General features: G+C 54.1%; 24 protein-coding genes. 12 read left to right on the top strand and 12 right to left on the bottom strand.

The annotated features are described in order from the left end of the window. Window positions 1-126 precede the first annotated feature (126 nt). Complete coding sequence (gene yhbY / locus P346_RS11265; protein WP_003861814.1) at window positions 127-420, top strand: ribosome assembly RNA-binding protein YhbY; 294 nt, start codon at window positions 127-129, stop codon at window positions 418-420. 151 nt (window positions 421-571) lie between these two features. On the opposite strand, the gene greA is transcribed toward yhbY, so the two are convergent. Further along, a complete protein-coding gene (gene greA / locus P346_RS11270) occupies window positions 572-1,048 on the bottom strand; it encodes a transcription elongation factor GreA (protein WP_014171793.1) in 477 nt (158 codons plus the stop codon). A 228-nt stretch (window positions 1,049-1,276) separates the two neighbouring features. On the opposite strand from greA, the gene dacB reads away from it, so the two are divergent. The 3 genes from dacB to pmrB are packed head-to-tail and all read left to right on the top strand — an operon-like array spanning window position 1,277 to window position 4,415. Further along, window positions 1,277-2,710, top strand: coding sequence for a serine-type D-Ala-D-Ala carboxypeptidase (dacB, locus tag P346_RS11275; protein WP_032659718.1), 1,434 nt, complete (start codon window positions 1,277-1,279; stop codon window positions 2,708-2,710). A gap of 2 nt (window positions 2,711-2,712) precedes the next feature. After that, window positions 2,713-3,375 (top strand): two-component system response regulator PmrA, encoded by a 663-nt coding sequence (pmrA, locus tag P346_RS11280; RefSeq protein WP_032659715.1) that lies wholly within the window; start codon window positions 2,713-2,715, stop codon window positions 3,373-3,375. Further along, window positions 3,372-4,415 carry a two-component system sensor histidine kinase PmrB gene (gene pmrB, locus P346_RS11285; protein WP_032659713.1) on the top strand — a complete coding sequence of 348 codons (1,044 nt, stop codon included), beginning with the start codon at window positions 3,372-3,374 and terminating at the stop codon, window positions 4,413-4,415. The genes pmrA and pmrB overlap by 4 nt, the downstream gene beginning before the upstream one ends. A 34-nt stretch (window positions 4,416-4,449) precedes the next feature. On the opposite strand, the gene cgtA is transcribed toward pmrB, so the two are convergent. The 4 genes from cgtA to rplU all read right to left on the bottom strand — a co-directional run bounded on the left by cgtA (window position 4,450) and on the right by rplU (window position 7,291). Continuing rightward, complete coding sequence (cgtA, locus tag P346_RS11290; RefSeq protein WP_023333597.1) at window positions 4,450-5,625, bottom strand: Obg family GTPase CgtA; 1,176 nt, start codon at window positions 5,623-5,625, stop codon at window positions 4,450-4,452. A gap of 15 nt (window positions 5,626-5,640) precedes the next feature. Continuing rightward, window positions 5,641-6,606 (bottom strand): DMT family transporter, encoded by a 966-nt coding sequence (locus P346_RS11295; protein WP_023309346.1) that lies wholly within the window; start codon window positions 6,604-6,606, stop codon window positions 5,641-5,643. 96 nt (window positions 6,607-6,702) lie between these two features. Further along, window positions 6,703-6,960: a 50S ribosomal protein L27 gene (gene rpmA, locus P346_RS11300; protein WP_004385076.1), complete on the bottom strand. Its 258-nt coding sequence runs from the start codon at window positions 6,958-6,960 to the stop codon at window positions 6,703-6,705. 19 nt (window positions 6,961-6,979) lie between these two features. Next, window positions 6,980-7,291: a 50S ribosomal protein L21 gene (gene rplU / locus P346_RS11305; RefSeq protein ID WP_003025032.1), complete on the bottom strand. Its 312-nt coding sequence runs from the start codon at window positions 7,289-7,291 to the stop codon at window positions 6,980-6,982. 257 nt (window positions 7,292-7,548) lie between these two features. Between rplU and ispB the strand changes: the two genes are divergently transcribed. Beyond that, window positions 7,549-8,520 carry an octaprenyl diphosphate synthase gene (ispB, locus tag P346_RS11310; protein ID WP_024906360.1) on the top strand — a complete coding sequence of 324 codons (972 nt, stop codon included), beginning with the start codon at window positions 7,549-7,551 and terminating at the stop codon, window positions 8,518-8,520. A gap of 229 nt (window positions 8,521-8,749) precedes the next feature. Further along, on the top strand, window positions 8,750-9,037 hold the full coding sequence (gene sfsB / locus P346_RS11315) for a DNA-binding transcriptional regulator SfsB (protein ID WP_023309348.1): 288 nt from the start codon (window positions 8,750-8,752) through the stop codon (window positions 9,035-9,037). Window positions 9,038-9,097: 60 nt separating this feature from the next. Here the strand turns inward: sfsB and murA are convergent, their stop codons facing one another. From murA to mlaF, 7 genes are all read right to left on the bottom strand, one after another. Continuing rightward, window positions 9,098-10,357 (bottom strand): UDP-N-acetylglucosamine 1-carboxyvinyltransferase, encoded by a 1,260-nt coding sequence (gene murA, locus P346_RS11320; protein WP_023309349.1) that lies wholly within the window; start codon window positions 10,355-10,357, stop codon window positions 9,098-9,100. 50 nt (window positions 10,358-10,407) lie between these two features. Continuing rightward, the gene (gene ibaG, locus P346_RS11325; protein WP_008501458.1) at window positions 10,408-10,662 is read right to left on the bottom strand and encodes a BolA family iron metabolism protein IbaG; all 255 of its coding nucleotides are present in this window, start codon (window positions 10,660-10,662) and stop codon (window positions 10,408-10,410) included. Between the two features lie 126 nt (window positions 10,663-10,788). Next, complete coding sequence (gene mlaB, locus P346_RS11330; protein ID WP_032659710.1) at window positions 10,789-11,082, bottom strand: lipid asymmetry maintenance protein MlaB; 294 nt, start codon at window positions 11,080-11,082, stop codon at window positions 10,789-10,791. Next, window positions 11,082-11,717 (bottom strand): phospholipid-binding protein MlaC, encoded by a 636-nt coding sequence (gene mlaC, locus P346_RS11335; protein ID WP_032659707.1) that lies wholly within the window; start codon window positions 11,715-11,717, stop codon window positions 11,082-11,084. Before mlaC ends, mlaB begins: the two co-directional genes overlap by 1 nt. Window positions 11,718-11,735: 18 nt before the next feature. Then, the gene (mlaD, locus tag P346_RS11340; RefSeq protein WP_023309352.1) at window positions 11,736-12,284 is read right to left on the bottom strand and encodes an outer membrane lipid asymmetry maintenance protein MlaD; all 549 of its coding nucleotides are present in this window, start codon (window positions 12,282-12,284) and stop codon (window positions 11,736-11,738) included. Window positions 12,285-12,288: 4 nt separating this feature from the next. Beyond that, window positions 12,289-13,071 (bottom strand): lipid asymmetry maintenance ABC transporter permease subunit MlaE, encoded by a 783-nt coding sequence (mlaE, locus tag P346_RS11345; protein ID WP_023333605.1) that lies wholly within the window; start codon window positions 13,069-13,071, stop codon window positions 12,289-12,291. A gap of 7 nt (window positions 13,072-13,078) precedes the next feature. Then, a complete protein-coding gene (gene mlaF / locus P346_RS11350) occupies window positions 13,079-13,891 on the bottom strand; it encodes a phospholipid ABC transporter ATP-binding protein MlaF (RefSeq protein WP_023309353.1) in 813 nt (270 codons plus the stop codon). A gap of 227 nt (window positions 13,892-14,118) precedes the next feature. Here mlaF and P346_RS11355 point away from each other — a divergent pair, with 227 nt between their 5' ends. Genes P346_RS11355 through lptB form a run of 6 tightly spaced genes read left to right on the top strand, consistent with a single transcriptional unit; the run spans window position 14,119 to window position 18,504 of the window. After that, a complete protein-coding gene (locus P346_RS11355) occupies window positions 14,119-15,096 on the top strand; it encodes a calcium/sodium antiporter (RefSeq protein ID WP_023309354.1) in 978 nt (325 codons plus the stop codon). Window positions 15,097-15,109: 13 nt separating this feature from the next. Further along, window positions 15,110-16,096 (top strand): arabinose-5-phosphate isomerase KdsD, encoded by a 987-nt coding sequence (gene kdsD, locus P346_RS11360; protein ID WP_032659705.1) that lies wholly within the window; start codon window positions 15,110-15,112, stop codon window positions 16,094-16,096. Window positions 16,097-16,110: 14 nt separating this feature from the next. Beyond that, window positions 16,111-16,677: a 3-deoxy-manno-octulosonate-8-phosphatase KdsC gene (gene kdsC, locus P346_RS11365; protein WP_032659704.1), complete on the top strand. Its 567-nt coding sequence runs from the start codon at window positions 16,111-16,113 to the stop codon at window positions 16,675-16,677. Continuing rightward, window positions 16,674-17,249, top strand: coding sequence for an LPS export ABC transporter periplasmic protein LptC (lptC, locus tag P346_RS11370; protein ID WP_023309357.1), 576 nt, complete (start codon window positions 16,674-16,676; stop codon window positions 17,247-17,249). Before kdsC ends, lptC begins: the two co-directional genes overlap by 4 nt. After that, the gene (gene lptA, locus P346_RS11375) at window positions 17,218-17,772 is read left to right on the top strand and encodes a lipopolysaccharide ABC transporter substrate-binding protein LptA (RefSeq protein ID WP_023309358.1); all 555 of its coding nucleotides are present in this window, start codon (window positions 17,218-17,220) and stop codon (window positions 17,770-17,772) included. Before lptC ends, lptA begins: the two co-directional genes overlap by 32 nt. Before the next feature lie 6 nt (window positions 17,773-17,778). Further along, on the top strand, window positions 17,779-18,504 hold the full coding sequence (gene lptB / locus P346_RS11380; protein WP_023309359.1) for an LPS export ABC transporter ATP-binding protein: 726 nt from the start codon (window positions 17,779-17,781) through the stop codon (window positions 18,502-18,504). Window positions 18,505-18,533: the final 29 nt, after the last annotated feature.

Below are 18,533 nucleotides of genomic sequence, written 5' to 3'. Positions count from 1 at the left end.
TAACTTTTCCGTCCGGGTTCATCGTTGCTTACCTTTGGCGTAAATTTCTACGCTGCTATTTGGCGATATTAGGGAGATGGCGGTAGAATGAACCGTTTTCAATCCCAACGTAAGCAAAAATATACGATGAATCTGAGTACTAAACAAAAACAGCACCTTAAAGGTCTGGCACATCCGCTCAAGCCTGTAGTCATGCTTGGCAACAATGGTTTGACCGAAGGGGTGCTTGCCGAGATTGAACAAGCGCTGGAACACCACGAGCTGATCAAGGTGAAAATCGCCTCTGAAGACAGAGACACTAAAAACCTGATCGTGGAAGCCATCGTGCGCGAAACCGGCGCCTGTAATGTACAGGTCATCGGTAAAACGCTGGTGCTCTACCGCCCATCTAAAGAGCGTAAAATCTCGCTGCCACGCTAAGGATATCCTGAATCAAACACATTTTCTGTGTGAAACGAGGGATTTCTGTCAGCAGGCGAGCAAAATGCCATGCTCCTTGAGTTGATAAAAGGCCGCTATGCGGCCTTTTTCTTTTCTTTACAATGTATCAACATCTTAGTAGAGAAGCGAATTACAAGTATTCAACCTTGATAATTTCGTATTCCACTTCACCGCCAGGGGTGCGGATGGTGACAACATCGTCCTGCTCTTTGCCTATCAGGCCACGAGCAATCGGGGAGTTCACTGAAATCAGGTTCTGTTTGAAGTCTGCTTCATCATCACCCACGATGCGATAGGTCTGCTCTTCGTCGTTGTCCAGGTTCAGCACGGTAACGGTAGAACCAAAGATCACACGCCCATTGTTAGGCATTTTGGTGATATCGATAACCTGTGCATTGGACAGTTTTGCTTCGATATCTTTAATACGCCCTTCACAGAAGCCCTGCTGCTCACGCGCGGCGTGGTATTCAGCGTTCTCTTTCAGGTCGCCATGCTCGCGCGCATCCGCGATAGCGGCGATGATTTCAGGGCGACGTACGGATTTCAGGAAATCCAGCTCTTCGCGCAGTTTTTCGGCACCACGTAAGGTCATCGGAATAGCTTGCATTAGTTATACCTCTTAAACATTCCTGTTGGGAGCAGTGTTCCCTGCTCCTGCCCGCCTAAGCGGGCAAGAAGCAAAAAGAAAACCGACCCGGGAGCAATGCCCCAGGTCAGCAGCAATTTTTCAATTTGATATGCATTTTACCGCGAAGTTCACTATGGGTCATCGTTTACTTTGCAGTGCCATGCACCGTAGTATGACGGTTTGTTTTCGGGTTGTTAGCGCGAGATTATGCGATTTTCCAGATTTATCATCGGATTGACTACCAGTATAACGTTCACCGCCCAGGCCGCGAATGTTGATGAGTACATTAATCAGCTCCCCGCAGGCGCGAACCTTGCCCTGATGGTGCAGAAGGTTGGCGCACAGGCTCCCGAGATTGACTATCACAGTCAACAGATGGCGCTGCCTGCCAGTACCCAAAAGGTGATCACTGCCCTCGCCGCCCTGCTCCAGCTCGGGCCTGACTTCCGTTTTACGACCACACTCGAGACCAAAGGTAACGTCGAGGGTGGCGAACTGAAAGGCGATCTTATCGCCCGTTTTGGCGGCGATCCGACCTTTAAGCGCCAGGATATCCGCAATATGGTTGCGGTATTGAAAAAATCTGGCGTACAGAAAATTGATGGCAATGTGCTGATCGACACGTCCATCTTTGCCAGCCACGATAAAGCCCCAGGCTGGCCGTGGAACGACATGACCCAATGTTTTAGCGCCCCACCCGCCGCCGCGATTGTTGACCGTAACTGCTTCTCGGTTTCGCTTTACAGCGCGCCAAAGCCAGATGATTTAGCGTTTATCCGCATCGCATCCTACTACCCGGTCACAATGTTTAGCCAGGTCCGCACGCTGGCGAAAGGCTCCCCGGATGCGCAATATTGTGAGCTGGACGTCGTGCCGGGCGATCTTAACCGCTTCACGCTAACCGGCTGCCTGACGCAGCGCGCCGATCCGCTGCCGCTGGCCTTTGCGATACAGGATGGTGCAAGCTATGCGGGCGCCATTCTGAAAGATGAACTGAAACAAGCGGGCATAACCTACACCGGCACTCTGCTTCGCCAGACGCAGGTTAACCAGCCCGGCACGGTCATCGCCAGCAAACAGTCTCCGCCGCTGCACGATTTACTGCGAATCATGCTGAAAAAGTCTGACAACATGATTGCCGACACCGTGTTCCGCATGATCGGTCACGCGCGTTTCGGCGTGCCGGGCACCTGGCGCGCGGGTTCAGACGCCGTTCGTCAGATCCTGCGCCAGCAGGCCGGGATCGAGCTGGGTAATACCATCGCGGTCGATGGCTCCGGATTATCGCGTCATAATTTGATCTCTCCGGCCACGATGATGCAGGTGCTTCAGTACATTGCACAGCATGACACTGAGCTAAACTTTATTTCAATGCTGCCTCTCGCCGGGCATGACGGTTCGCTGCAGTATCGCGCCGGGCTTCACGCTGCCGGCGTGGATGGCAAAGTATCCGCTAAAACTGGCTCACTGCAGGGGGTTTACAACCTTGCAGGCTTCATCACTACCGCCAGCGGACAACGCATGGCATTCGTGCAGTATCTTTCCGGCTATGCCGTCGAACCGACCGACCAGCGCAATCGCCGTATTCCGCTTGTTCGCTTCGAAAGCAGGCTTTATAAGGACATCTACCAGAATAACTAGCGATGAAACTACTCATAGTTGAAGACGATCTGTTATTGCAGGAAGGGCTGGCGCTGGGGCTGGCCAATGAAGGGTATGCCCTCGACTGTGCCGGCACCGCAGCGGAGGCGGACGCCCTGATCCAGAGCGGCGAATACAGTCTGGTGATCCTCGATTTAGGCTTGCCTGATAAAGACGGCGCCACGCTGCTCAGCCAGTGGCGACGCCGCGGCATCGCCAACCCGGTGTTGATCCTGACGGCACGCGACGCCATTGAGGATCGTATCACCGGCCTTGATGCAGGCGCAGATGATTACCTGGTGAAGCCTTTTGCGCTTGCGGAGCTGCAGGCTCGGGTGCGGGCGTTGATTCGCCGCTATCAGGGCCATAGTGATAACTTACTGACCGACGGCGATATTACGCTGAATCTGCAAACCCAGCAGGTACTTCGCCAGGATCGGGCGGTAGAGGTGACGCCAAAAGAGTTCGCCCTGCTTACGCGCCTGATCATGCGCAGCGGGCAAACGGTGCACAGAGAAACGCTCCAGCAGGATATCTACTCCTGGCAGGACGATCCGGGGTCCAATACCCTTGAAGTGCACATTCACAACCTGCGTCGCAAGCTCGGCAAGGACAGAATCAAAACCGTCCGTGGCGTTGGCTATCGCCTTGAGAGCCAGAAATGAACAGCATGCGTCGGCGTTTAATGGTGCTGCTGGCGGTTATTCTCTTATTTTTCCAGCTGATAAGCGTCATCTGGCTGTGGCATGAAAGCCGTGAGCAGATTGGTTTTCTGGTGAATGAAACGCTGTCGGCAAAAGCTCGTAATAACCATGTCGAAAAAGAGATCCGCGAGGCGATTGCTTCCCTTCTCGTCCCTTCTCTGGTGATGGTTGGTTTCACGCTCCTGTTTTCATTCTGGGCAGTCACCTGGATAACCCGACCGCTGAATAAACTGCGTGACAGCCTGGCTAACCGTTCGGCGGATAACTTAACTCCGCTTCCTATGTATTCCGACATGGAAGAAATCGGCGCGGTGACAACCTCCCTGAACCAGCTGCTTGCCCGGCTGGACAATACCATTCAGCAGGAGCGACTCTTCACCGCTGACGCCGCGCACGAGCTTCGAACGCCCCTTGCCGGTATCCGGCTCCATCTGGAGCTCATGGCGCAGTCAGGCGCACCACAGGCCGCGACGTTAATTAGCCGTATCGATCAGCTCATGCATACCGTTGAGCAACTGCTGATGCTGGCCCGTGCCGGACAGGCAATGGCCAGCGGACACTACGAAACCGTGAGCTGGACGGAAAATATCATTGAACCTCTTGGCCTCGGCCATGAAGCCAAAGAGCATACGGTGATTTGGCCCGCTAAAAGCGCGCTCACGGTTCAGGGAGACGCCGTGCTCCTGCGTCTGATGCTGCGCAACCTGCTGGAGAATGCCGGGCGCTACAGCCCGGCAGGGACAACGATTACGGTGACATTAACCGAGGTCGACGGGGGGACGCAGATCGGCGTGATCGATCAGGGGCCCGGTATTGATGACGCGCACCGACAGTCAATTACCGAGCCATTCCGCCGTCTTGACCAGCGCTACGGTGGCAGCGGTCTGGGCCTGAGTATCGTGCAGCGCATCGTGCAACTCCACCACGGCAGGTTGACGCTTGAGAACGGCGCTGAAGGTGGTTTGATCGCCAGCTGCTGGCTGCCCGCAACGCTGGAATAAAAAAAGCCCCCATAATGGGGGCTTTGGACAGATATTAGTGCTTGTAGATGAACTCGACGCCTTCTTCGTCGTCTTCATCCCAGTCATCGTCCCAGTCTTCATCATCTTCTTCCGCTTCCAGCTCTTCAAGCTGCTGGCGGTGGTAGTCATCCCACATGAATTCGACTTTTTCAGGCTGTTTCGCTTCTTCCGCCTGAACGATTGGGTTCTCAATGATGAAGGTCATCACATCCCAGCACAGATCTTTCACGCCAACCTGGCTTGCCGCAGAGATCAGGTAGTATTTATCTTCCCAACCCATCGCTTCAGCAATCGCTTTAGCTTTCGCTTCCGCTTCGGCTTTGTCCATCAGGTCGATCTTGTTGAAGACCAGCCAGCGTGGTTTATTCGCCAGTTTTTCGCTGTATTTTTCCAGCTCACCGATGATGATGCGGGCGTTTTCAACCGGATCGGAACCGTCGATAGGATCGATATCGATAAGGTGCAGCAGCACGCGGCAACGCTCAAGGTGTTTCAGGAAGCGAATACCCAGACCCGCGCCTTCCGCAGCGCCTTCAATCAGACCCGGAATATCGGCAACCACAAAGCTCTTCTCGTTATCCATACGGACAACGCCCAGGCTTGGTACCAGCGTGGTAAACGGATAGTCCGCCACTTTTGGTTTCGCCGCAGAAACGGCGCGAATAAACGTCGATTTACCGGCGTTTGGCATACCCAGCATGCCCACGTCTGCCAGAAGCATCAGCTCCAGCTGCAGATCGCGCTTATCACCCGGCGTACCCATCGTTTTCTGACGCGGAGTACGGTTAACGGAGGATTTGAAACGGCTGTTACCCAGACCGTGCCAGCCGCCTTTAGCCACCATCAGGCGCTGACCGTGTTTGGTCATGTCACCCATGGTTTCACCGGTTCCCTGGTCAATCACACGCGTACCGACCGGAACTTTAATGGTGACATCTTTACCGCGTTTTCCGGTACAGTCACGGCTCTGGCCGTTCTGGCCACGTTCAGCGCGGAAGGATTTTTCGAAACGGTAGTCGATCAGCGTGTTGAGGTTCTCATCCGCCTCCAGCCACACGTCACCACCATCCCCGCCGTCGCCGCCGTCAGGACCGCCACGTGGGATATACTTTTCACGGCGGAAGCTCACGCAACCATTGCCGCCATCACCAGCCACGACCAGGATCGTCGCTTCATCAACAAACTTCATTTTACTCTCCGTAACTCATTCGCCTGAGCGGGGGACTACTACAACCGCTTCATTTTTGCGCCAACGTCCCCAAAGACGATGACCAATGGCGGAATACATCGCGCCCGCAACCACGACAAACGCACCGAGATAACCCAACAGGTTGAGCATCGGTCTGACGAAGACATCGGGCCAGGCCATTGATAACAAATCTGAAAATAACAGCGTAAACAGCGGAGTAAGCGTAATTAACGCGCTCACCTGTGCTGCTTGCCAGCGCGCCATCGCTTCGGCCAGCGCGCCATAACCGACCAGCGTGTTCAGCCCGCAAAAAATGAGGCACGCCAGTTGCCAGTCGCTAAGCTGAGAAATCACACCCGGCTTTGCTAATGGCAGCAATGCTATTGTACACAAAGTGTACAGCAAAAAGAGGATCTGCTGTGAGGCAAGACGACGCAATAACACCTTTTGTGCGACGCCATAGCTCACCCAGACCGTTGCTGCCCCCACACCAAAAATTACACCCCATGTGTAATCCGTCAGGCGGGTGAAAATCTCTATCAGACTGGTGTTGAAGAACATCACCAGACCGCATAGCAGCATGCTCGCCCCGATAATCTGCGTACCACGCATCTTTTCCTTGAGGATAAAGACGCTGGCGACCATCATGCCCACCGGTGAAAGCTGACCTATCACCTGCGACGCCGTGGGGCTGAGATATTGCAGGGAAGAGCTGAACAGGATGAAGTTACCGAACAGACCGCCCGTCGCGATAGCCAGCAATACCAGCCAGCGCGGTTTGCGGAAAAGCCGCAAGGGTGGAAGCTTACCTTTGATAGCCAGAATGGCCCCGAGGCCGATGCTTGCCATCAGAAAGCGATAAAAGACCACCGTAGGCGGCTCCATCACTTCCAGTACCTGCTTCATTGCAATTGGCAGCGCACCCCAGCACATTGCGGTAGTGAGCGCCAAAAGAATACCAATGCCGGCCTGCTGCTTCATGCCCGTTTTCCCTACAGAAAAAAATACCGGGTTTCCAATGTAAAAAGCCCCGCAACAGGTTGCGGGGCTTTAATCCGTTACCGGACCGAGAAAACCTTACTCAGCAACGATGCTGATGTATTTACGGTTGTTCGGGCCTTTAACTTCAAATTTCACTTTACCGTCTGCTTTAGCAAACAGAGTGTGGTCACGACCGCAACCTACGTTGTTGCCAGCGTGGAATTTGGTACCACGTTGACGAACGATGATGCTACCCGCCAGAACGGATTCGCCACCGAAACGCTTAACGCCAAGGCGTTTAGCTTCTGAATCGCGACCGTTACGTGTGGAGCCGCCAGCCTTTTTATGTGCCATTTAAATCTCTCCTCAGGTCTTAGGCGCTGATGCCAGTAATTTTCACATCAGTGAACCACTGACGGTGGCCCTGCTGCTTACGGTAGTGCTTACGACGACGAAACTTAACGATTTTAACTTTCTCGCCACGACCGTGTGCAACAACTTCAGCTTTGATAACGCCGCCATCAACGAAAGGAACGCCGATTTTGACTTCTTCACCGTTTGCGATCATCAGAACTTCTGCGAACTCAACAGATTCGCCAGTTGCGATGTCCAGCTTTTCCAGGCGAACGGTCTGACCTTCGCTTACTCGGTGTTGTTTACCACCACTTTGGAAAACCGCGTACATATAAACTCCGCTTCCGCGCACGTCCTCGTATGAATCAGAGTGCGCTATAAATATTCACAATAGGGCGCGAATATTACGCAAAACGCGAGCCTTTGACAAGTGCTACCGTCAATACATGAAGAAAAAAAACACAACACGTACGGTAACGTTTATCTGTGCCGTTTTTTCAGTACAATCAGCACTACTATTGATAAACCGAAACCCTTCGTTACCCCATTGAAGATGGGATCAACAGGATAAAAAGCCCGGCTTTTGCGATGAATTTAGAAAAAATCAACGAGTTAACCGCGCAAGATATGGCGGGTGTGAATGCAGCAATCCTGGAGCAACTCAACTCTGACGTTCAGCTGATCAATCAGTTGGGCTATTACATCGTCAGCGGCGGCGGTAAACGCATTCGTCCGATGATTGCCATTCTGGCTGCCAGAGCCGTTGGCTATCAGGGAAATGCTCACATCACTATCGCAGCGCTCATCGAATTTATTCACACGGCGACGCTTCTGCATGACGATGTTGTGGATGAATCGGATATGCGTCGTGGCAAAGCCACGGCAAACGCCGCTTTCGGAAACGCAGCCAGCGTCCTGGTGGGGGATTTTATCTATACCCGCGCCTTCCAGATGATGACCAGCCTGGGCTCACTGAAAGTGCTGGAAGTGATGTCCGAAGCCGTAAACGTCATTGCTGAAGGCGAAGTGCTGCAGCTGATGAACGTCAACGACCCTGACATTACCGAAGAAAACTACATGCGCGTCATCTACAGCAAAACTGCGCGCCTGTTTGAAGCGGCTGCCCAGTGTTCCGGCATTCTGGCTGACTGTACCGAAGCACAGGAAAAAGGCCTGCAGGACTATGGCCGCTACCTGGGTACGGCATTCCAGCTGATTGATGATTTGCTGGACTACAGTGCGGACGGCGAGACGCTCGGCAAAAACGTGGGCGATGACCTGAACGAAGGCAAACCAACCCTGCCGCTGCTTCATGCTATGCGCAATGGAACAGCCGACCAGGCGAAAATGATTCGTGAAGCAATTGAGCAGGGAAATGGCCGCCATCTTCTGGAACCTGTACTGGAAACCATGGCTATCTGCGGATCGCTGGAATGGACGCGTCAGCGTGCGGAAGAAGAAGCCGACAAAGCCATCGAAGCGCTTCAGGTCATTCCAGACAGTCCGTGGCGCGAGGCACTGATTGGCCTTGCCCACATCGCCGTTCAGCGCGACCGTTAATCCCCTTGTTTCTCCCCGCAGCGATAGCGGGGAGATTCCAGTACACACCTGTAAATTCCGTGTTCATGTAAATTCATCGGTTTAGAGACCGCATGAATAAAGCCGTGTCTTATTCTGAATATCCCTTCAAGTAACGCGAACTTTTTAGAACAAGAAGTTGAAATGGGTATAGTAACCGCGTCGTTTCAGAAGAAACGGCGTAGGTGAATCCGAACTTAAGGACGGCGTTATGGATACGAAATTTATCGACTGGCACACGGCTGATATTATTGCCGCACTGCGCAAAAGAGGCACTTCACTGGCAGCAGAGTCCCGCCGCCATGGTCTAAGTTCTTCAACTCTGGCAAACGCCCTCACCCGCCCCTGGCCCAAGGGAGAATTAATTATCGCGACGGCGCTGGATACGCATCCGTGGGTAATTTGGCCTTCTCGCTATCACGATCCCATTACTCATGAATTTATCGACAGATCGCGCATGATTCGCCAGAGAAAGGTAAAAAGAGAACCGCAGGAATAACGCGTTTTTGACAGGAACAGCAACCCCCCGGTCATTGCTGGCAGGGGGCTGCCGGAACGATTACTCGCCCTTCACACGCTCGATGTTGGCACCCAGCGCGCGCAGTTTATCTTCGATACGTTCATAACCACGATCGATGTGATAGATACGATCCACGATCGTTGTACCTTCCGCGATACAACCCGCCAGCACCAGGCTTGCAGACGCACGCAGATCGGTTGCCATCACCTGAGCACCTGACAGTTTCTCAACGCCGTGGCAAATCACGGTATTACTTTCGATCTCTGCATGGGCCCCCATACGGATAAGCTCCGGTACGTGCATAAAGCGGTTCTCGAAAATGGTTTCTGTGATGAAGCCAGTGCCTTCGGCGACCAGGTTCAACAGTGTGAACTGCGCCTGCATGTCTGTAGGGAACGCCGGATGCGGCGCCGTACGCACATTGACCGCTTTTGGACGCTGACCGTGCATATCGAGGCTGATCCAGTCTTCACCGATTTCGATATCCGCACCCGCATCGCGCAGTTTCGCCAGCACCGCATCCAGGGTATCTGGCTGCGCGTTGCGACAAACAATCTTCCCGCCAGAAATCGCCGCAGCGACCAGGAAGGTACCGGTTTCGATACGGTCCGGCAGAACGCGATAGACACCACCGCCCAGACGCTCAACGCCCTCGATGGTGATACGGTCGGTACCCTGACCGGAAATCTTCGCTCCCAGCGCCACGAGGAAGTTGGCAGTATCCACAATCTCCGGTTCGCGCGCGGCGTTCTCGATGATGGTGGTACCTTCTGCCAGCGTCGCCGCAGACATAATGGTGACCGTTGCGCCCACGCTCACTTTGTCCATGACGATGTGCGCGCCTTTCAGACGACCATTAACGGACGCTTTAACGTAACCTTCTTCCAGCTTGATCTCTGCGCCCAGCTTCTCCAGACCAAAGATGTGCAGGTCAACCGGACGCGCACCGATGGCGCAGCCGCCCGGCAGAGAGACCTGTCCCTGACCAAAACGCGCTACCAGCGGGCCAAGCGCCCAGATGGATGCACGCATGGTTTTCACCAGATCGTAAGGGGCTGAGAAGTTGTTCACCTTGCTGGCGTCGATCCAGACGGAACCGTTACGCTCAACTTTCGTGCCCAACTGGGTGAGCAGCTTCATGGTGGTGTCGATATCTTTCAGCTTCGGTACGTTCTGAATTTCTACCGGCTCTTCAGCCAGCAGCGCAGCAAAGAGGATTGGCAGCGCGGCGTTTTTTGCGCCAGAAATTGTGACTTCGCCCTGGAGACGCGTTGGCCCCTGTACACGAAATTTATCCATTGTGTGCTCTCTTATAAATTCAACCGTGCTGCGGGCCTGTCGCCCTCAGCTCAAAAACCGTTTAGTTTGCGATCGCGTGCCCACTCTTGCGGGGTGAACGCTTTAATCGACAGGGCGTGGATGCGGTTATCCGCAATATATTCCATCAGCGGCGCGTACACAGCCTGCTGTTTCTTCACGCGGCTCATACCGTCGAACATCTCACCCACAGCAATAACCTGGAAGTGACTGCCATCGCCAGTGACGTGGGCTTCCTGAAGGGAGAGTGCATTCATCAGCACTGTCTGGATTTCATGATTTTCCATGGGCTCTTAATCATCTGATAGTGAAAACAAGCCCAACATCTTAGAGCAAAGTGGCGTTGTCTTAAACAAGCAAAAAGCCCCGACGATGAAACAGTCAGGTCTTTCGGAAGTAACGCACTGAAAATATTAACGAGGCAGTACGTCCTGAGGGAGGTTGTAGAGCTGCGCAAGAGTCACGACATTATCGCTCGCGCCGTGAAGCTTAACGCTTGTCCCCTGCTTTTTTCCCACGGCAACCAGATGGGCAAGCAGCGCAACACCCGCCGTATCCACCCGCGTAACGTCGGTTAAGTCGATACGCGTAACGCCCTGCATCGCTTCGTGGCGTTTGTCCCACAGTGGGTTCAGCAGATCCTGATCCAGTTCACCGGACAGCTTTAATGTTTCGCCTTCACGCGACCAGCTGAGTTGCTGTGACATTACTTCTTCTCGTCCAGGGTAATTTTCTGGCGAGAGATAGACTGCAGCTGAGCGGTCAGGCCATCAATGCCTTTGGTGCGCAGCAGGTCGCTCCATTCGTTCTGTTTGGTGGTGATCATGCTTACCCCTTCGGCAATCATGTCATACGCCTGCCAGTGACCGGTCTGGCTGTTTTTACGCCACTGGAAATCCAGACGAACCGGCGGACGACCGTTAGGATCGACGATCGTCACACGGATAGGGACGATGGTCGCATCGCCCAGCGGCTGCTCAGGCGCAATCTGATAGGTCTGACCGTGGTACATCGCCAGCGCCTGGCCATAAGCCTGTTTCAGGTATTCACGGAACGCGGCAAAATAGGCATCACGCTGCGCAGGGGTCGCGTCTTTGTAATAACGTCCCAGCACCAGCGCACCCGCATATTTAATCTGCACGTACGGCAGCAGCTCCTGGTCAACGACGTCACGCAGATAATCAGGATTAGCACGAATTTTAGGCTGTTCATTTTTAAGACGGTCGAAGGTCTTCTTCGCCGCTTCGTCCATCAGTTTGTACGGGTTACTCTGATCCGCAGCGTGAGCGGCGGTAAGAGGGGCGATGACCAGCATGGCAACCATTAACAGTCGTTTAAACATGAATGACTTCTCCTGATTTTAATTCGCAGCACCTGGCGTCGGTGCGACGTCGGTATGATCTTCGCTCTGCGCTGGGGCAGCGTCGGATTTTTTCTCATCCCCTTTACTGCTGTAAAGGAACTGACCAATCATATCCTCCAGCACCATCGCGGATTTCGTATCCTGAATGACGCTACCGTCTTTAAGGATAGTCGTTCCCAGCTCGGGGTCTTCAAAGCCGACGTTAAGCGCCAGATATTGTTCGCCCAGCAGGCCGGAAGTACGGATAGAAAGGGAGCTGGTGTCTGGGATATGGTTGTAACGCTCTTCGATATCCATCGCGACGCGTGGCAGATAGGTTTTCTCATCAAGCGTAATGTCAGATACGCGTCCGATCACCACGCCGCCGATACGAACCGGTGAACGCGCCTTCAGCCCGCCGATGTTATCGAAGGTAGCATAGATGCGATACGTCGGCTCGGTACGCACAGACGTGATATCCGCCGCTCTCAGGCAGATAAACAGCGCGGCCAGCAGCGCCAGTAGAAGGAATACACCGACCCAAATTTCATTTTTTCTCGTTTGCATGAACTCAATTCCCAAACATCAGTGCGGTGAGCACAAAATCCAGACCCAGTACGGCCAGCGACGAATGTACGACTGTACGTGTAGTTGCACGGCTAATGCCCGCCGACGTCGGGATGGCATCGTAACCATTGAACAATGCAATCCAGGTGACCGTAATGGCAAATACCACGCTTTTAATCAGGCAGTTAACCAGATCCATCCGCAGGTCGATGGCGTCCTGCATCGCGGACCAGAAGAAACCGGCATCAATGCCTTTCCAGTGCACGCCAACCAGCGAACCGCCCCAGATACCCACGGCGACAAACAGAATAGTCAGTAACGGTAAAGAGATCACCCCAGCCCAGAAACGCGGCGAGATCACGCGACGCAGCGGATCGACCGCCATCATCTCCATGCTGGAGAGCTGCTCGGTCGCACGCATCAGGCCAATTTCAGCCGTTAATGCCGACCCCGCACGCCCGGCGAACAGCAGCGCCGCCACAACCGGCCCTAGCTCGCGCAGCAGCGAGAGCGCCACCAGCATCCCAAGGCTGGTTTCCGCACTGTAGGTTGTCAGCACAAGATAGCCCTGTAGCCCAAGCACCATACCGATAAACAGACCGGAAACAATGATGATGAGCATTGACAGCACGGCGACATTATAAAGCTGACGCACCAGCAGCGGTGCGTGCTTGCGGAATTCCGGCTTGCCGACCAGCGCGTTGAATAACATCAATCCGGCACGCCCGAACGTCCTGATGGTTTTTATGCCACGGTGTCCGAGAGCGGCCAACGCATTTAACAGCATGAGTGGCTTAACTCCCTATTCCCAGTAAATCGTCACGATAGTCACCCGCCGGGTAGCGGAACGGCACAGGGCCATCGGCAATACCGTCGAGGAACTGCCGCACGCGCGGATCGCAATTTTCCTGCAGCGCCTGAGCGCTGCCGTGTGCGACGATCTTTTTGTCCGCCACAATATAGGCGTAATCGGCAATGCTCAATACTTCCGGCACATCGTGAGATACCACAATGCAGGTGACGCCAAGCGCGCTGTTCAGTTCAGAGATGAGCTTAACAAGCACGCCCATCGTGATGGGATCCTGTCCAACAAACGGTTCGTCGAACATGATTAAATCAGGTTCTAATGCAATGGCTCGCGCCAGCGCGGCGCGGCGCGCCATCCCGCCGGAAAGCTCCGAAGGCATCAGCTTCGCGGCGCCCCGCAAACCGACGGCTTCGAGCTTCATCATCACCGTGCTTTTCAGCAGTTCCGGCGGCAGGCTGGTATGCTCGCGCAGCGGGTAGGCCACGTTATCAAAGACATTCATGTCGGTGAACAAGGCTCCAGACTGAAAGAGCATGCTCATGCGTTTTCGGACAGTATACAGGCGCGAGCGTGACATCTCCGGGATGTTTTCGCCATCAAAGAGGATTTCACCGCGATCGGGTGGGATCTGCCCACCAATGAGGCGCAGCAGGGTCGTTTTACCGATCCCGGACGGCCCCATGATGGCAGTGATCTTGCCACGTGGTACGGTCAACGAAATATCATCAAATATCAATCTGTTGGCACGAGAAAAACTCACGCCGCGAACATCGACTAAATTCGCCATCGTTTGGCTCATTTATGGTTCCTTTATTACCCTGCTCACGTTAAGGCATGCTGCCTGAATCAGCCCTCAACTCTGCATTTTTACAGAATAATAGCCGTTGAGGTTAGCGAAAGCTGGCATTTGTTTTACTTTTCCGGCGCATAAAGTCAAAATTAGGAATTCGTTACGCCTCAGACTGTATGCAGTCCAGCCATTCGCGCGCAATGGACCGACGAGTATACCTGAAGAAAGGACTTTTGATGCTTTTAGCAACAGCACTGTTAATAATTGGTTTACTTTTGGTGGTCTACAGTGCTGACCGTTTAGTGTTTGCTGCATCTATCCTGTGTCGCCTGACGGGCGTACCGCCTGTCGTCATCGGGATGACCGTTGTCAGTGTGGGAACGTCGCTTCCTGAAATCATTGTCTCTGTCTCGGCATCGCTGCATGGTCAGTTAGACCTGGCAGTCGGTACCGCGATTGGCTCCAACATCGTCAATATACTCTTGATTTTAGGCCTGGCCGCACTGCTCCATCCATTTCGCGTGCATTCTGATGTTCTGCGCCGTGAATTGCCGCTAATGTTAATCGTAAGCCTGCTGGCAGGCTGCGTATTTTACGATGGTGTGCTGAGCTACAGCGACGGTATTTTCCTGCTGGCGCTGGCCGTCATCTGGCTGCTATATAGTGTTAAAATCGCCCGTCTGGCTGAGAAACAGGGCCAGGATAGCCTCACGCGTGAGCAGGTTGCGGAACTTCCGCGAGAAGGCACGCTGCCTGTTGCCCTGCTCTGGCTTGGCGTTGCGCTGATCATCATGCCGATGGCAACGCGCATGGTCGTGGATAACGCGACGGTGCTGGCGAACTATTTCGCCATCAGTGAACTGACCATTGGCCTGACGGTGATTGCCATCGGCACCAGCCTGCCGGAGCTGGCCACGGCCATTGCAGGGGCACGTAAAGGTGAGGATGACATTGCCATTGGTAATATCATCGGTTCCAACATATTTAATATCGCCATTGTGATGGGCCTGCCGGCCCTGATTACGCCAGGGCCCTTTAATCCCCTGGCATTCTCACGCGACTACGGCGTGATGTTATTGGTCAGCGTGATATTTGCCCTGCTCTGCTGGCGGCGGCAACGACAGATCGGCAAAGGCGCAGGCGCGCTGCTGACGGGTGGATTTATCGTATGGATGGCGATGCTGTACTGGCTCTCGCCTCTTCTCTCTGGGTAAACGGAAACGCATTATGTCGCAAATAGAATTGCAGCCGGGTTTTGACTTTCAGAAAGCAGGCAAAGAGGTTCTGGAGATTGAACGTGAAGGTCTGGCGCAGTTAGATCGGTACATTAATCAGGATTTTAGTCTGGCATGTGAGAAGATGTTCTACTGTGCCGGCAAAGTCGTGGTGATGGGGATGGGTAAGTCCGGCCACATTGGACGCAAAATGGCGGCAACGTTTGCCAGCACCGGAACCTCTTCCTTCTTTGTACACCCGGGGGAAGCCGCGCACGGCGACCTGGGTATGGTCACGCCGCAGGATATCGTCATCGCGCTGTCCAACTCCGGTGAATCCAATGAGATCCTGGCGCTGATCCCGGTACTGAAGCGACTGCAGGTGCCGCTTATTTGCATGACCAGCCGTCCGGAAAGTAGCATGGCGCGGGCGGCCGATATTCACCTGTGCGTGAAAGTGCCCAAGGAGGCCTGCCCGCTCGGCCTGGCACCGACGTCCAGCACCACCGCCGCGCTGGTCATGGGGGATGCGCTTGCCGTCGCGCTGCTCGAAGCCCGCGGTTTTACGCCAGAAGATTTCGCGCTTTCCCACCCGGGCGGCGCGCTGGGGCGCAAGCTTCTGCTCCGAGTTAACGATATTATGCACACCGGGGATGAGATCCCTCACGTCAGTAAAGAAGCCTCCCTGCGTGATGCGCTGCTGGAAATCACCCGTAAGAATCTGGGTATGACGGTCGTGTGCGACGATCTGATGAAAATTCAGGGGATCTTCACCGATGGCGACCTGCGACGCGTGTTCGACATGGGTGTAGATGTCCGCACGCTCGGCATTGCCGACGTGATGACGCCGGGCGGTATCCGCGTGCGTCCGGGTACGCTGGCCGTGGATGTGCTGAACCTGATGCAGTCCCGCCATATCACCTCCGTTATGGTTGCCGATGGCGACCAGTTGCTGGGTGTGGTACATATGCATGATCTGCTGCGCGCAGGCGTAGTGTAATGAAGGATAAGACAATGAGTAATGCGGGTGCATCCCTTGCAACCTGTTATGGACCGGTCAACACCCAGATGATGGCGAAGGCGGAAAACATTCGTCTGCTCATCCTGGACGTGGATGGCGTACTTTCCGATGGCCTGATTTACATGGGCAATAATGGTGAAGAGCTGAAGGCGTTTAACGTTCGCGACGGCTACGGTATCCGCTGTGCGCTCACCTCGGGTATTGAGGTGGCTATCATCACCGGGCGAAAAGCTAAACTGGTAGAAGACCGCTGTGAAACCTTAGGAATTACCCATCTGTATCAGGGTCAATCCGATAAGATGGCGGCGTTTAAGGATTTACTGGGTAAACTGGCTATCGCACCGGAAAACGTGGCCTACGTCGGAGACGATCTGATTGACTGGCCCGTGATGGCTGAAGTCGGGCTGAGCATCGCCGTTGCCGATGCGCATCCGCTGCTGATCCCGCGCGCTGATTATGTCACCCACATCAACGGGGGCCGTGGTGCCGTACGTGAAGTCTGCGATCTGCTTTTGCTGGCGCAGGGCAAGCTTGATGAGGCCAAAGGGCAATCGATATGAGTAAAACCAGACGCTGGATTATCATTTTGCTTTCGCTTGTCGCACTGGTCTTGATTGGCGTGAACCTTGCCGATCGCGACGATACGCAAACGGAAGTGGTCAACAATAACGATCCAACCTATAAAAGCGATCACAGCGACACCGTGGTCTACAGCCCGGAAGGCGCGCTGAACTATCGTCTGATTGCCCAGCATGTTGAATATTTTTCAGATGACGGTATTTCGTGGTTTACCCAGCCTGTCATGACCACATTTGATAAGGACAAAGTGCCGACGTGGTCAATTAAGTCAGATCGGGCAAAACTGACAAATGACCGTATGCTTTATCTGTATGGTCACGTTGAAGTCAACGCCCTGACCGCTGACTCGCAACTGAGAAAAATTACGACGGATAATGCCCAGATTAACCTGGTAACCCAGGACGTGACCTCGCAGGATCTGGTCACACTGTATGGCACAACATTTAATTCCAGCGGTTTGAGAATGCGCGGGAACTTACGCAGCAAGAACGCCGAGCTGATTGAAAAGGTTAGAACCTCCTATGAAATTCAAAACAAACAAACTCAGCCTTAAAGTAATTATCGCCAGCGCGATGCTGGCGACCAGTCTCCCCGCGCTTGCTGTAACGGGCGATACCGACCAACCGATCCATATCGAGTCTGATACCCAGTCTCTCGATATGCAGGGCAACGTCGTCACCTTCACGGGTAACGTCGTCATGACTCAGGGCACCATCAAAATTAATGCCGACAAAGTGGTCGTGACCCGTCCGGGTGGCGAGCAGGGCAAAGAGATCATTGATGGTTACGGCAACCCGGCAACCTTCTACCAGATGCAGGACAACGGCAAGCCGGTGAAAGGTCACGCCTCGCATATGCACTACGAGCTGGCGAAGGACCTGGTCATCCTGACCGGAAATGCGTATCTGGAACAGCTGGACAGCAACATTACCGGCGACCAGATCACCTATCTGGTGAAAGAGCAAAAAATGCAGGCCTCCAGCGAGAAAGGCAAACGCGTCACGACCGTACTGGTTCCGTCGCAGCTGCAGGACAAAGGCAAAGGCCAGGCCCCGGCACAGAAGAAGAGTAACTAATTCGTTATGGCAACATTAACTGCAAAAAATCTCGCGAAGGCCTATAAGGGCCGCCGTGTCGTAGAAGATGTCAGTCTGACCGTCAACTCCGGCGAAATTGTAGGGCTGCTTGGCCCTAACGGTGCGGGTAAAACCACCACTTTCTACATGGTCGTTGGCATTGTACCGCGCGATGCCGGCAACATTATCATTGACGATGAAGACATCAGCCTTCTGCCGCTGCACGCGCGCGCGCGTCGCGGGATCGGCTACCTGCCGCAGGAAGCCTCCATTTTCCGTCGTCTCAGCGTTTACGACAACCTGATGGCGGTCCTGCAAATTCGTAACGATCTGACCAGCGAACAGCGTCAGGATCGTGCCAACGAGCTGATGGAAGAGTTCCACATTGAGCATCTGCGCGACAGCCTCGGTCAGGCACTCTCCGGGGGTGAACGCCGCCGCGTTGAGATTGCGCGTGCGCTGGCCGCAAACCCGAAATTTATCCTTCTGGATGAACCGTTTGCCGGCGTTGACCCGATCTCGGTTATCGACATTAAACGTATCATTGAACACCTGCGTGACAGCGGGCTTGGCGTACTGATCACCGACCACAACGTCCGTGAAACGCTGGCCGTGTGTGAACGCGCGTATATTGTGAGCCAGGGCAATCTGATCGCCCACGGTACGCCGCAGCAGATCCTCGAAGACGATCATGTTAAGCGCGTCTATCTTGGGGAAGACTTCAGACTCTGATAGGGTAGAGGTAACATAACGCCGAACCG

Source organism: Enterobacter sp. DC1, from assembly GCF_000568075.1.
GTDB classification, from domain to species: Bacteria; Pseudomonadota; Gammaproteobacteria; order Enterobacterales; family Enterobacteriaceae; genus Enterobacter; species Enterobacter asburiae.
Note: the sequence above shows the minus strand (reverse complement) of the source record. Positions and strands in the feature narration are given on the sequence as shown.

Excerpts from the sequence above, each read along its gene's own strand:
- rplU (WP_003025032.1), bottom strand. The coding sequence starts at position 7,291 with ATGTACGCGGTTTTCCAAAGTGGTGGTAAACAACACCGAGTAAGCGAA.
- cgtA (WP_023333597.1), bottom strand. The coding sequence starts at position 5,625 with ATGAAGTTTGTTGATGAAGCGACGATCCTGGTCGTGGCTGGTGATGGC.
- pmrB (WP_032659713.1), top strand. The coding sequence starts at position 3,372 with ATGAACAGCATGCGTCGGCGTTTAATGGTGCTGCTGGCGGTTATTCTC.
- mlaD (WP_023309352.1), bottom strand. The coding sequence starts at position 12,284 with ATGCAAACGAGAAAAAATGAAATTTGGGTCGGTGTATTCCTTCTACTG.
- mlaF (WP_023309353.1), bottom strand. The coding sequence starts at position 13,891 with ATGAGCCAAACGATGGCGAATTTAGTCGATGTTCGCGGCGTGAGTTTT.
- murA (WP_023309349.1), bottom strand. The coding sequence starts at position 10,357 with ATGGATAAATTTCGTGTACAGGGGCCAACGCGTCTCCAGGGCGAAGTC.
- mlaC (WP_032659707.1), bottom strand. The coding sequence starts at position 11,717 with ATGTTTAAACGACTGTTAATGGTTGCCATGCTGGTCATCGCCCCTCTT.
- ispB (WP_024906360.1), top strand. The coding sequence starts at position 7,549 with ATGAATTTAGAAAAAATCAACGAGTTAACCGCGCAAGATATGGCGGGT.
- pmrA (WP_032659715.1), top strand. The coding sequence starts at position 2,713 with ATGAAACTACTCATAGTTGAAGACGATCTGTTATTGCAGGAAGGGCTG.
- mlaE (WP_023333605.1), bottom strand. The coding sequence starts at position 13,071 with ATGCTGTTAAATGCGTTGGCCGCTCTCGGACACCGTGGCATAAAAACC.
- P346_RS11295 (WP_023309346.1), bottom strand. The coding sequence starts at position 6,606 with ATGAAGCAGCAGGCCGGCATTGGTATTCTTTTGGCGCTCACTACCGCA.
- dacB (WP_032659718.1), top strand. The coding sequence starts at position 1,277 with ATGCGATTTTCCAGATTTATCATCGGATTGACTACCAGTATAACGTTC.
- kdsD (WP_032659705.1), top strand. The coding sequence starts at position 15,110 with ATGTCGCAAATAGAATTGCAGCCGGGTTTTGACTTTCAGAAAGCAGGC.
- mlaB (WP_032659710.1), bottom strand. The coding sequence starts at position 11,082 with ATGTCACAGCAACTCAGCTGGTCGCGTGAAGGCGAAACATTAAAGCTG.
- rpmA (WP_004385076.1), bottom strand. The coding sequence starts at position 6,960 with ATGGCACATAAAAAGGCTGGCGGCTCCACACGTAACGGTCGCGATTCA.
- P346_RS11355 (WP_023309354.1), top strand. The coding sequence starts at position 14,119 with ATGCTTTTAGCAACAGCACTGTTAATAATTGGTTTACTTTTGGTGGTC.
- ibaG (WP_008501458.1), bottom strand. The coding sequence starts at position 10,662 with ATGGAAAATCATGAAATCCAGACAGTGCTGATGAATGCACTCTCCCTT.
- kdsC (WP_032659704.1), top strand. The coding sequence starts at position 16,111 with ATGAGTAATGCGGGTGCATCCCTTGCAACCTGTTATGGACCGGTCAAC.
- lptA (WP_023309358.1), top strand. The coding sequence starts at position 17,218 with ATGAAATTCAAAACAAACAAACTCAGCCTTAAAGTAATTATCGCCAGC.
- yhbY (WP_003861814.1), top strand. The coding sequence starts at position 127 with ATGAATCTGAGTACTAAACAAAAACAGCACCTTAAAGGTCTGGCACAT.
- sfsB (WP_023309348.1), top strand. The coding sequence starts at position 8,750 with ATGGATACGAAATTTATCGACTGGCACACGGCTGATATTATTGCCGCA.
- lptB (WP_023309359.1), top strand. The coding sequence starts at position 17,779 with ATGGCAACATTAACTGCAAAAAATCTCGCGAAGGCCTATAAGGGCCGC.
- greA (WP_014171793.1), bottom strand. The coding sequence starts at position 1,048 with ATGCAAGCTATTCCGATGACCTTACGTGGTGCCGAAAAACTGCGCGAA.
- lptC (WP_023309357.1), top strand. The coding sequence starts at position 16,674 with ATGAGTAAAACCAGACGCTGGATTATCATTTTGCTTTCGCTTGTCGCA.